Source organism: Vibrio navarrensis (genome assembly GCF_015767675.1).
GTDB lineage: Bacteria > Pseudomonadota > Gammaproteobacteria > Enterobacterales > Vibrionaceae > Vibrio.
In genome coordinates this window covers 111,116-122,942 of record NZ_CP065217.1, presented here as the reverse complement: position 1 = coordinate 122,942, position 11,827 = coordinate 111,116, and the positions used below count along the sequence as shown (strand labels likewise).

The 11,827-nt window shown below is 49.3% G+C and carries 12 protein-coding genes; 7 read left to right on the top strand and 5 right to left on the bottom strand.

What is annotated here, in order from left to right:
- Window positions 1-126: 126 nt before the first annotated feature.
- The 4 genes from I3X05_RS00560 (at window position 127) to I3X05_RS00545 (ending at window position 5,932) form a co-directional block, all read left to right on the top strand.
- Window positions 127-699, top strand: coding sequence for a DUF4124 domain-containing protein (locus I3X05_RS00560; protein WP_193157676.1), 573 nt, complete (start codon window positions 127-129; stop codon window positions 697-699).
- Between the two features lie 170 nt (window positions 700-869).
- Window positions 870-1,880 carry a nitrogen regulation protein NR(II) gene (glnL, locus tag I3X05_RS00555; RefSeq protein WP_226972313.1) on the top strand — a complete coding sequence of 337 codons (1,011 nt, stop codon included), beginning with the start codon at window positions 870-872 and terminating at the stop codon, window positions 1,878-1,880.
- 18 nt (window positions 1,881-1,898) lie between these two features.
- Window positions 1,899-3,308 carry a nitrogen regulation protein NR(I) gene (gene glnG / locus I3X05_RS00550; RefSeq protein WP_193157674.1) on the top strand — a complete coding sequence of 470 codons (1,410 nt, stop codon included), beginning with the start codon at window positions 1,899-1,901 and terminating at the stop codon, window positions 3,306-3,308.
- 83 nt (window positions 3,309-3,391) lie between these two features.
- The gene (locus I3X05_RS00545) at window positions 3,392-5,932 is read left to right on the top strand and encodes an EAL domain-containing protein (RefSeq protein WP_413470571.1); all 2,541 of its coding nucleotides are present in this window, start codon (window positions 3,392-3,394) and stop codon (window positions 5,930-5,932) included.
- A 115-nt stretch (window positions 5,933-6,047) separates the two neighbouring features.
- Here the strand turns inward: I3X05_RS00545 and hemN are convergent, their stop codons facing one another.
- From hemN to I3X05_RS00525, 4 genes are all read right to left on the bottom strand, one after another.
- A complete protein-coding gene (hemN, locus tag I3X05_RS00540; protein WP_337970891.1) occupies window positions 6,048-7,439 on the bottom strand; it encodes an oxygen-independent coproporphyrinogen III oxidase in 1,392 nt (463 codons plus the stop codon).
- 141 nt (window positions 7,440-7,580) lie between these two features.
- Entirely contained in the window at window positions 7,581-8,069 is a 489-nt protein-coding gene (locus tag I3X05_RS00535; RefSeq protein ID WP_039422618.1) for a DUF2489 domain-containing protein, read from the bottom strand.
- A gap of 8 nt (window positions 8,070-8,077) precedes the next feature.
- The gene (gene yihI / locus I3X05_RS00530) at window positions 8,078-8,623 is read right to left on the bottom strand and encodes a Der GTPase-activating protein YihI (RefSeq protein ID WP_045572344.1); all 546 of its coding nucleotides are present in this window, start codon (window positions 8,621-8,623) and stop codon (window positions 8,078-8,080) included.
- A complete protein-coding gene (locus I3X05_RS00525) occupies window positions 8,623-9,261 on the bottom strand; it encodes a class I SAM-dependent methyltransferase (RefSeq protein ID WP_045572343.1) in 639 nt (212 codons plus the stop codon). The genes yihI and I3X05_RS00525 overlap by 1 nt, the downstream gene beginning before the upstream one ends.
- A 20-nt stretch (window positions 9,262-9,281) precedes the next feature.
- Between I3X05_RS00525 and I3X05_RS00520 the strand changes: the two genes are divergently transcribed.
- Entirely contained in the window at window positions 9,282-9,575 is a 294-nt protein-coding gene (locus I3X05_RS00520) for a hypothetical protein (RefSeq protein ID WP_193157689.1), read from the top strand.
- Window positions 9,576-9,998: 423 nt separating this feature from the next.
- Here the strand turns inward: I3X05_RS00520 and I3X05_RS00515 are convergent, their stop codons facing one another.
- Window positions 9,999-10,616 carry a c-type cytochrome gene (locus I3X05_RS00515; RefSeq protein ID WP_045572342.1) on the bottom strand — a complete coding sequence of 206 codons (618 nt, stop codon included), beginning with the start codon at window positions 10,614-10,616 and terminating at the stop codon, window positions 9,999-10,001.
- Window positions 10,617-10,775: 159 nt separating this feature from the next.
- Here I3X05_RS00515 and yihA point away from each other — a divergent pair, with 159 nt between their 5' ends.
- On the top strand, window positions 10,776-11,423 hold the full coding sequence (yihA, locus tag I3X05_RS00510; protein ID WP_193157672.1) for a ribosome biogenesis GTP-binding protein YihA/YsxC: 648 nt from the start codon (window positions 10,776-10,778) through the stop codon (window positions 11,421-11,423).
- Window positions 11,424-11,533: 110 nt separating this feature from the next.
- On the top strand, window positions 11,534-11,656 hold the full coding sequence (locus I3X05_RS00505; RefSeq protein ID WP_264299502.1) for a hypothetical protein: 123 nt from the start codon (window positions 11,534-11,536) through the stop codon (window positions 11,654-11,656).
- Window positions 11,657-11,827: the final 171 nt, after the last annotated feature.

The window sequence follows — 11,827 nt, the reverse complement described above, 5'->3', positions numbered from 1 at the left end:
TTCTCCCGCCAGAAATCGAGTAATAACATGTGGTTTGCATAAAAAAATAGCCAACAGCCAAGCGCATCCGATCATATCGGGCGCGGGTTGTCATTATGTGAAACCGCATCTCTTTGGAGGTGAAAGATGATAAAAAGACTTTCTCTGCTACTTGTATTGCTCAGCTCTCTTGCGCACGCACAGACCGTATACACTTGGGTCGACGCCAATGGCGTGCTTCATTTTAGTGATACCCCCGGCACTGGTGCGAAAAGCATTACGCTACCTGATTTGGACGCCAGTGCGCCTGCACCACACGTTGAATCAACGCAAAAGATGGACGCTGCGCAACCCAACACCACGCAGGCTTCTTCAGCAAAAGAAACGGCGGTTGAACCCGCGCAGCCAAGCTCGTCGGATGAAGCCCCCGCCGAATTACAGCTGAGTATGGCGTCTCCAGCGAATGACGCCACCATTCGCAGCAATCGCGGCCTTATCTTTATTCGCATGGAAAGCAATCGCAAATTGGACGTTGGTGAACAACTGCAACTGCTACTCAACGGACACCGTTATGGTGCACCGCAAACCAGCTTGACTTGGCAGCTAAAAAACATTGACCGTGGCACCCACACACTGGCCGTGCAGGCTTACAGAAACGGCAAGATAATTGCATCATCCAGCCCTATATCAGTGCATTTGCATCGCACCAGTATTAAATAGTGGCTTGAGTCGCAAGATAAGCATCTGAACGCCTTAGAAGACGCTTTCACTTCTCCCCTTAATCCGCCATACTGGCTGCCAGTGCACCAATTTAGTGCATCGCACCAAACTATGACAACGACAAGGATGTGATTGTGAACTCAGCGCTTTCAGACACAATTCTCAGCAATATGGTGACCGCAACCCTGATCCTCGATGATGGGTTGCAGGTTAAACACGCCAACCCGGCGGCCGAGCAACTCTTCGCGCAAAGCGCCAAACGCATCATCCACCAACCGCTGTCACAATTGATCCAACACGCCTCCCTCGATTTAGCCTTGCTCTCACAACCGCTACAAAGCGGCCAAAGCATCACGGACAACGACGTCACTTTCGTTGTTGATGGTAAGCCGCTGCTGCTGGAAGTGACGGTAAGCCCTATCTCCATTGAGCGTGAACCGATGCTGCTGGTAGAGATGCGCAAGGTTGACCAGCAGCGGCGTATTACCCAAGAGATGAACCAACACGCGCAGCAACAAGCGGCCAAACTTTTGGTCAGAGGCCTAGCGCACGAGATCAAAAACCCCTTAGGCGGGTTGCGCGGCGCGGCGCAGTTGCTGGAGAAGATGCTGCCCGATCCGAGCCTGACCGAATATACCCAGATCATCATTGAACAAGCGGATCGGCTGCGCACGCTGGTCGACCGTCTACTTGGCCCGCAAAAGCCGGGCAAAAAGCAAGAAGCCAATCTGCATCAGGTTTTGGAAAAAGTACGCCAATTGGTCGAGCTGGAATCACAGCAAAAACTGCTGATTGAACGCGATTATGATCCAAGCCTGCCAGACATTTACATGGATGCAGACCAAATTGAGCAGGCGATGCTAAATATTGTCAGCAACGCGGCACAAGTTCTGGCCAACCAAGACGACAGTCTGATCACCATGCGCACCAGAACGGTGCATCAAGCCAATATCCATGGCCACCGCTGTAAAGTGGCCGCGCGAATTGAAATCATCGATAACGGCCCCGGTATTCCGGTCGAGCTGCAAGATACCTTGTTTTACCCCATGGTCAGTGGACGAGAAGGAGGCACCGGACTTGGGCTTTCTATCTCGCAAAATCTGATAGATCAACATAACGGCAAAATCGATGTCGAAAGCTGGCCTGGGCACACCAATTTCACCATTTATCTGCCAATTTAATGCTGCAAGGAATAGACCATGAGTAAAGGATATGTTTGGGTTGTCGACGACGATAGCTCCATCCGCTGGGTGATGGAAAAGACCCTCTCTTCCGCCAATATCAAGTGCGAAACCTACGCCAATGGTGAAAGCGTGTTGATGGCGTTAGAGCGAGAAGTCCCTGATGTGTTGGTGTCCGATATCCGCATGCCTGGCATTGATGGCATTGAATTGCTGCAACAAGTGCACAGCAAGTGCCCTGACTTGCCTGTGATCATCATGACGGCGCACTCCGATCTCGACGCCGCGGTCAACGCCTATCAGAAGGGCGCGTTTGAATATCTGCCCAAACCGTTTGATATCGACGAAACGCTGACGTTAGTAGAACGCGCCATCGCCCACGGCCAAGAACAAAAGCGCGAGCAGATGGCCTCAGGCAATCCGCTTAGCACCCATACGCCAGAAATCATTGGTGAAGCACCCGCGATGCAGGAAGTGTTTCGCGCCATCGGCCGGCTTTCACGCTCCTCTATCTCTGTGCTGATCAACGGTGAATCGGGCACGGGCAAAGAGCTGGTCGCTCATGCGCTGCATCGACACAGCCCAAGAGCCAGCAAGCCGTTTATCGCCCTCAACATGGCCGCGATTCCAAAAGATCTGATTGAGTCGGAGCTGTTTGGCCACGAAAAAGGCGCTTTTACTGGGGCAAACTCGGTGCGCCAAGGACGGTTCGAACAAGCCAACGGCGGCACCCTGTTTTTGGATGAGATAGGCGATATGCCGCTCGATATTCAAACTCGCCTACTGCGCGTGCTCGCCGATGGGCAGTTTTATCGTGTCGGCGGCCACTCGCCGATCAAAGTCGACGTGCGGATTGTCGCCGCCACCCACCAAAATCTCGAACGTTTGGTGCAAAATGGCGATTTCCGAGAAGACCTGTTTCACCGCCTCAACGTTATTCGAGTGCAGATCCCGGCGTTGCGCGAACGCAAACAGGATATAGAAAAACTGACTCAGCACTTTTTGCTCCGCGCCGCCGATGAGCTAGCGGTGGAAGCCAAAACTCTGCATCGCAGTACGTTAGAGATTCTCTCGCGTCTCAATTGGCCCGGTAACGTGCGTCAATTGGAAAACATCTGTCGCTGGTTGACCGTAATGGCGAGTGGCAGCGAAATTTTACCGGGCGATCTGCCGAGTGAACTGCTGCAAGAGAAAAAGAGCAGCGAGGAAGAAAACGCGGCAGGGACTTGGCAGGAGATTCTCGCCAGTTGGGCGCGAAAAGAACTCAGCTCTGGGGAAAAAGAGCTGCTGACATACGCACTTCCACAATTCGAACGTATACTGTTAGAAGCAGCACTTGAGCACACCAACGGTCACAAACAAGACGCAGCCAAAGTACTCGGCTGGGGACGTAATACCTTGACACGTAAATTAAAAGAGCTTTATTGACAACGAATAGAGAAATTCACTGAGGTTCGCCATCGTTTAGCGAACCTCATTGGCAGCAGGGATAGTAAAGCACGATGGCAGAGATGGCTTCCAATAGCAAAATTTCCTTAAAAACCGCGGTCATTGTGCCTTTGGTGGTGATCTTTTTGCTCTCAATCAGTGTGGTGATTTTGGTACAAAAGCGCAGTTACGAAGAGGCGGTGCATGATCTCAGTGACAAGCAGCTCTCCGCCTTAACCGAAAACGTGCGCAACAGTTTAACCAGTTATCTCGGCGCCCCGTTTGACGCCGGGCTCAGTATGGCGCATACCATTGGCTTCAACCATTTGTATAAACCCGATGACACCACTGCGTTGCAGCACTACTTTCTGGACGCCTTTCAAACCATTTATGCCCCGATTGCCCAGCTAGACGTGATTGGATTTGGCTCGGAAGCGGCCGATTATGTCGGACTACGTAAAGAGAGCGATGGCAGCCATACCCTGATGGTGCAAGATGATCGCACCAACAGCAAACTGGTGATTTATCAGAGCGACACCATCAACGAGAACATCCGCTCTGTGATTGACAACTACGACCCGCGAGTGCGTCCTTGGTACACGCCAGTTGCCCAAGAGCAGCGCCCGATGTGGTCTTCCATTTACGCCAACGCCGACGAAAGACAAGAAATCACTCTCTCCGCTCTCGCTCCGGTGTACGACCAGCAGCAATTTGTCGGCGTCGTGGTCACCGATATTCGCATCAACACCTTCAATAATTTTCTCTCCGCATTGAAAGAAAAAACCAAGGCTTCGGTCTATATCATGGACGAAAAGCAGCGCTTGATCGCACACTCTTCGCCAAGCAGCGTGGTCTCTTGGGGTACCGATTTGTCGAAAAAAGGCGACCGTTTGCTAGCAAGCGAAAGTGCCGACCCCATCATAAAACGCCATGCCGATTCGGTGAAAAGCCAACAAATGTTGGAGAAGAGAGCGGCGCAACGCTTTGAATTTCTGGGCCACGATGGGCGCTACTTCAGCCTGATCTCTCCCTATACCGACGAATATGGCTTAACGTGGTATATCGGTATTTCAATTTCTGAATCGCAGCTACTGGGCGTATTGCCCAAAGCGCAGCAAGAGAGCTGGATCGTTGGCTTGTCGGTGGGAACCATCGGCGTTTTGTTCTGTATGGTGATTTTTAGCCGCATTACCCATCCCATCACCACCACGGCCACCGCCGCGAAAAACTTGGCCAACGGGCACTGGGAAAGTGCCATGCCCAAACCCGGTTTGATCTACGAAACCAGCCTGCTGGTCACAGCGTTCAATGAGATGGCCAATAACCTTCGAGTCTCCTTTAAAGCGCTGCGCAACCAGTTGGTTTATGACTCTCTGACCAAGCTCTACAGTCGAGAAGGGTTGATTGATGCGAGTCGTCGCGAGCATCCCTCTCAGAGCGGTAGCCTATTTTTGCTTGGGGTGAATCGCTTTCGCGACATCAATGACAGCGTCGGACATCACAAAGGCGATCAACTGCTGATCAGCATCTCTGAAAGACTCAAAGACCTATTTGATGATAACTATATCCTTGCTCGCACTGGAGGTGATGAGTTCGCCGTCTACGCACCACGAGTGGCCAGCTCCGAAGAGATAACCTTGACCGTTAACCGGCTGCAACAGCTGTTTATCGCGCCATTTTATATGGGTGAGGAAAGCGTGGTGATGAAAGTGTCGATTGGGGTGGTATGTACCGACAGCGAGAGCGACATGATCCGTTGGTTACGTAACGGCAGCATTGCACTGAGCAACGCGAAACAAGATCATACCTCGGTCAGCCACTACCGTCCCGAGATGGCAGACGCGTCCAAGTTTCGCACCCAAATGCTGGCGCGCATTCAAGATGGCATCAACAGCCAAGAATTCATTCCTTACTACCAACCGATTATTGAACTGGAGAGCGGCAAAGTCGTCGGTGCAGAAGCATTGGCCCGCTGGCTGAGTAAGCAAGGCATCGTATCACCACTCGATTTCATCCCGATTGCTGAAGATAGTGGCATGATTAAAGAAATTGGCAGCCAAATATTGCAACGCGCCTGCAAAGAGACCGCTCAAGCAATCGCAAACGACCTCTGGCAACATGACTTCCAGTTACACGTTAATATCTCCGTCAACCAACTATCACGCGAAGATTTTGTCGCGGAAGTCAGGCAAATTTTGTTGGAAACGGGGCTACCCGCCACCAATCTCACTCTGGAGATCACCGAGTCGCGTCTGGTCGACAGTACACCAACCACTTTGGAGAACATGCACAAGCTGCGCCGCCTTGGTATCGGCATTGCGATTGATGATTTTGGTACCGGCTACTCATCACTGGCGTATTTGCACACCTTACCGTTTGATTGCCTGAAAATCGACCGCGCCTTTGTCGATAAACTCAGCCGCGAGGAACTCAATAATTCTGTGGTCGCTGCCATCGTTAACATCACCCGAGGCTTTAACGTCAGTGTGGTGGCGGAAGGGGTAGAAACCGACTTGCAAGCCGAATTGCTCTCTGAGTTGGGTTGTCCGTTGGCTCAAGGTTTCTTATACAGCCGCCCTGTGCCCTTTGCCGATTGGCCAAGTAACTTATTAGCTAACAAGTAAGTTGGTTGAAAAATCAGTTAATTGGCCAATAAGTTGCGCGCAAAGTCGGACTAGCACCATAAACAAAAATGCCAGCGTCTTGCTGGCATTTTTTATTGCATATAGCATTCTTTCGCTAAATGACGCGTGAGAATTGCTGTTGTCGCGCTTTGCCACGTAGGTATTTGTCAAAGCACATGCAGATATTGCGGATCAGCAGACGACCACGCAATGTGACACGGATTTCACTCTCATCAACGTCCACTAATCGATCATCAATAAAGGTCTGCAGCAGTTGCAGATCTTCTTTGAAGTAGTGGTTAAACGTCACTTTGAACTGCGTTTCGATCGCTTTTTTATCCAGTTTGAAGTTGCAAATCAATTGCTTAATTACCTCACGGCGCAACAAGTCGTCAGCGTCAAGCGCCACCCCTTTCCACAGCGCATGGCGCAATTCATTGACTTGAGCGTAGTATTTCTTCAGCTCTTTCTGATTCTGCGCGTAGGCGTCGCCAATCATCGAAATGGCCGAGACACCAAAACCGACTAAGTCACATTCACCTTGGGTGGTATAGCCTTGGAAATTACGATGCAACACGCCTTCTCGCTGGGCAATAGCCAGTTCATCATCCGGTTTGGCAAAGTGGTCCATACCGATAAACTGATAACCCGCTTCGGTTAAGGTGGTAATGGTTTGCTGCAAAATTGCCATTTTTTCTTCGGCTTTGGGCAGCATCTCATCTTTGATTTTACGCTGCGCGGCAAATAACTGCGGCATGTGGGCGTAATTAAACACCGACAAACGACCCGGCTGCATTTGCAGCACTTGGGCTAATGTTTTTGCAAACGACTCGCGGTTTTGCTTGGGTAAGCCATAGATGAGATCAAGGTTGGTCGAGCGGAAACCGAGCTGCTTGGCCCGTTCGACCATGGCAAAAATAAAGGCTTCATCTTGCTCACGATTGACCAGCTTCTGCACTTCCTTGTCGAAATCTTGCACACCAATGCTCAGGCGGTTAAACCCTTCCTGCCGCAAATGGTCGAGAATATCGAGTTCAATCTCACGCGGATCGACCTCAATACTGATCTCCGCATTGGCTTCAAAATCAAACTCTTCCCGCAGCAAGGTCATCAGCCGCGACAACTGTTTGGCCGTTAGAAAGGTCGGCGTACCACCACCAAAATGCAGTTGCGTTACCTGTCGACCATGCAGCAGTGACGCGCGCTGGCGAATTTCATGCTCCAGCACATCAAGGTACTCATCCGCTTTATGCGAATGGCGAGTAATCACTTTATTGCAGCCGCAGTAGTAGCAAAGCTTATGACAGAAAGGAATATGCACATAAAGAGAAAGTGGACGCTCAGGGTACTGCGAGCATGCCATGTCATAGTCAGAAATGGTAAACGCTTCGTGAAACTCCAACGCCGTCGGATAAGAGGTATAGCGAGGACCAGAATAGTTGTACTTGTCCAATACCGCTTGGTCCCAAACGATCTGTTGGTTCGATTCAAGAGTCTGATTCGACATGGTGTTACTTCCGTAAAATCCTGTGAGCCGCTATTTTGCCACATCCAAAATAGGGAGATAGCGCGATATTGTGGCTTTTTAAGCGCCAATCGTTAGAAGTGCTAGCGCGATCACGATAGCCCCGCACAGCAGGGCCATCGATTAGATCATCTGAATGTTGATCTGGTTGTTGAGCGGCTGCACTCTTTTGCGCAGTGCTTTCAGCTCTTCGACAATCGCCTCACTAAGACGGCCTTCGGCCTTATGACGCTCAAGGTTTTGCTTCATGCGCTCTTTTTTCTCAAGCGCCTGACGCGCTTCACCGCGTGGCATGTCTTTGACAATGTGGTACAGCTCAGCAATCGCTGGGTATTCGGCATCGAAATCCACACGTTGCTCTCCTTGCACATAATCCATGATGCAATAGACACGAATGCTGATTTCAGACAGATCGCACTGTCCTTGAATCCCCGCCATACACAAGATATTGACGTTGTCGAAAATATTGGCATTGCGTTTCTCGATCGCCAACTTCTGATGCTGCTGTTGCAACTCCTTTTGCTTCTTTAACTGGAGCAGAAGGTAGCCTGCATAACACGCCAAACCCAGAATGATGGCACCACCAATTATGGCTAGTAAGGTGACATTCATCGCACTGCTTACCCTTTGTAGTCGTCCATGTTGAAGTCTTCAAAATCCGCCAGCAGCTCATCGTCTGAACGAGCTTTGCGCGTTGGTGCTTCATCTTGAAACTCTTCGTCGTCTTCGGGTTCGAGCAAACCAAGTTGCTTCATCAACTGCTCAATGCGGTCCAGTTTCGCGTCAACGTACTGCTGCAAGCCGCGACCTAGGTTTTCACCGGCCTCAATACGATCAAGCAACACATTCAACTGGGCATCGTTTTCCAGCATTTCGAGCTCTTGTTCTGCCGACAGACGACGCTCTTGCTTAGTCAACTTCTTCGCAGGTTCGACAATCAGTGGGATTTTCTTCTTGCTGCCAAGACGTGGATCTCGCACTTGATTGGCCGACTGTTTCTGCTTGGCTTGATCTTCTGCGTTACGAGCACCGGCTTTCAAACCTTTGTGCTTTTTCTCTTTTTTGCGCAAACGTCCTGCGACATCCGACTCAGAACGGTTACGGGTAACTACAAATTCAGGCGCGCCTGCGGCACCTGGTTTTCTCGATTTTTTCTTACGACTCATTACTGGGTCTTCCTCAGTAAAATTACATCTTTGCCAATAAATTCAAGTTCGAGCTTATCCCGCTCTGCCAGAAACTGAAACGTTGCTTGGCTAAAAAAGATCACATGTGTGGGATCATTTTTGTAATGCCAATGGGCAAACGCCTCAACATTGATGACCATTTTTGTCATCAGGCCTATCCAGCCTCCAGGCTTAACCAAATTCAACCATTGTTGCCACACCTGAGCAGGTTGATAGAGATGCTCAATCACCTCTGTGGCTGTCATGAAGTCGTACTGCTCAGCCAACACACTGGTCTGTGGGTGGTAATAAATATCGTACAACGCCATGGTGTGACCACGCTCAGCCATCATCAATGAGAGCGTTGGCCCGGGTCCGCAACCAAAATCCAACCCGGTTGATTGCGGTTTAATCCGTTCCTGAAGAGGGTCAGCGATGCGCGCTAAAAAGCGCCGATAACCTGCATCCTGCGGATTATTCTCATGCAGATCATAGTGAGCTTTTTCGCTTTTTGCATCCAGACGCTGGTTCGGATGGACAAACACCAAATGGCATTGCTTACACTGCAAATACTCGCGGTGTTTGTCGACAAAATAAGGCTGAATGTGCTCATGCTGACATAAAGGGCAGGTAGGCATACTGACTTCCTCAAACAGGGATGCGCAACATACCAGAAAGTCCGACAGGATTGGAGGGGCCGCGGGCAAAATATCGCCAATTTCAGAAAAAAACGGCCGAAATAAAAAAAGCGACAGGCATGCTGTCGCTTTCTGAACCGCCACAAGTGGCAAAAACTGTGTTGCACTCAGTTAGTGCACCAATATTCCGTTTGTTTTTTGTGCTTTCCCTGCCAAAAGGTGTTGTTCGTCATCATCCTGATGAGTTTTGGCTTTCCTTCGACTTCCTGTATCAAGGCTTATCCGTTAAGCCTGGATCCTTTGCACTGTCTTAACCTTTAGACGAGGTGACCATCCGTATCTGACCAACATCCTGTCGATCTGAGCTCCCTTCTCCGGCTTTCGAACAACTCCCTTGCCCGCATCCGTGGAGACCACCTTGGCCTGATTTCCTTTACCAGCGTCCTGCTGATAGTGCTAATTTACTTGCTCATCAAATTGAAACAAGTCGCTTAGCACGATTTATTGGCTCGTTTTTAAACTAAGTTAAATACTTTCTGCTTTTCATAAAGTTAGAAAAACTTGGTAGACAAAGAGGCAAAAACGAATGGCAAATCTCTTACAAAATGATCAGCAAAATGTCCGTTTGCAAAAGAACATGGCGGCAAAAAAGTGTGATAATGTGCGAAAAAGAAAACGCCCTAGTAACAGGCCAGGGCGTTTTCCTACAACATGTGCTCGAGCGGTTAGGGGTGAAATTAGTGAAGACCACCAACGTATTGAGACAGGGTGTTAATGTCATCGTCGGTCAGTTTCTTCGCGATATCACGCATCATCGCATTCATATCGTTGCCACGGGATGATTCGCGGAATTTTTGTAGCTGAGCTTTGATGTAGTCAGCATGCTGACCGGAAATTTTCGGGAAACCTGAAAGCTCGGTACCATTGCCGCGCGGACCATGACACGCAACACATGCGGTTAAACCACGCTCTGCGTCACCTGCGGTGTACAATACTTTACCCGCATCGACCACGCTTTCCGGTGTCGTGTTTGGAGAAATTGGCAGGGAAGAGTAGTAAGCTGCCAAATCCGCCATGTCCTGTTCTGTCAATGGCATCGCCATTGCGCTCATAACCGGATCATAACGTCCTTGCTTACCCGCACTTTCCATACCTAATTTGAGATCTTTCAACTGCTTCTCAATATATTTGGCATGCTGACCAGCAAGCTTTGGATACATGGTGAGTAGACTGTTGCCGTCAGCACCGTGACACGCAACACACGTTTGGGATTTTGCTTTGCCAGCCTCAATATTACCTTGGGCCCATACTGAGCAGCTGGCTAAAAGACTCAAAATTAGCGCTAATTTCTTCATGACATTCCATTATAATTATCAAGCTTCCAGTACCACGGAAGGTGAACAGACCGAGTACACTCATGGTACAATAGGCGACCTTATGCCGAGCACGGTTATTTTACACAATTTCACAAAAAAGTAATCAATCGACTACACAAAGTCGAGATGGAGTTAACAGTGAGCGTAAAAATTCATTACCAAAATACGCATTTCATCACCAGTGCGCCTGATATCCGCCACCTGCCAGCCGATGAGGGCATCGAAATTGCGTTTGCAGGACGCTCAAATGCTGGGAAATCCAGTGCACTAAACCGATTAACCAACCAAAAAAGCCTAGCGAAAACCTCAAAGACGCCAGGCCGCACGCAGCTTATCAACTTGTTCAAAGTGACGGATGGCTGCCATATTGTCGACCTTCCTGGCTATGGTTTTGCCCAAGTTCCGCTGGAAATGAAGCAGAAGTGGCAAAAATCGCTGGGTGAATATCTGCAAAAACGCCAATGTCTACAAGGATTGGTGGTGTTGATGGACATCCGCCATCCAATGAAGGATCTCGATCAACAGATGATTGCTTGGGCAATTGAGAGTCGTATCCCAGCCCAAGTTCTTCTCACGAAAGCGGACAAACTCAAGAGCGGTGCACGCAAAGCAGAACTACTCAAAGTTCGCCAGTTAGCGGCAACCTTTGGTGGTGACGTGCAAGTCGATCTGTTTTCATCATTGAAAGGGATTGGCGTGGATCAGTTACGAGCCAAACTCGACGAATGGTTTGCACCAGCACTCGCCCATCTATTGGACGAAGAAGCAGACCAAGAAAACGACTAGCCTCGCGATACAAGATTATCGATCAAAGCTCTGCCTATGCAGGGCTTTTGTTTTTTCTGCCGCCAGAAACAAAAATCCCCGCCATCCTGGCAGGGAAACGGGAGAGAAAAATGGTAATTATTATTATGGGCCAGAGCATTACTGAACTGGTCACGGATTTCAAGAGTTCGCGCGCTGAGAATATTGGGCTGCTGACTAAAAACCAACTGCAACAACAAATCCTAAGCTACTGATATATAAAAATTTAAAACCAAAACACTCACATTAAATATGCAGTTAGTTTTTTAAGAGAATTAATAATAGTGTGATTGGTAAAAATTTACAGAACGGATTTTCAACGACAAATACGGTAGAACACGGCCAAAGGCGGTATAAACAGAGCGGAACAAGAGAAAAGTAACTAA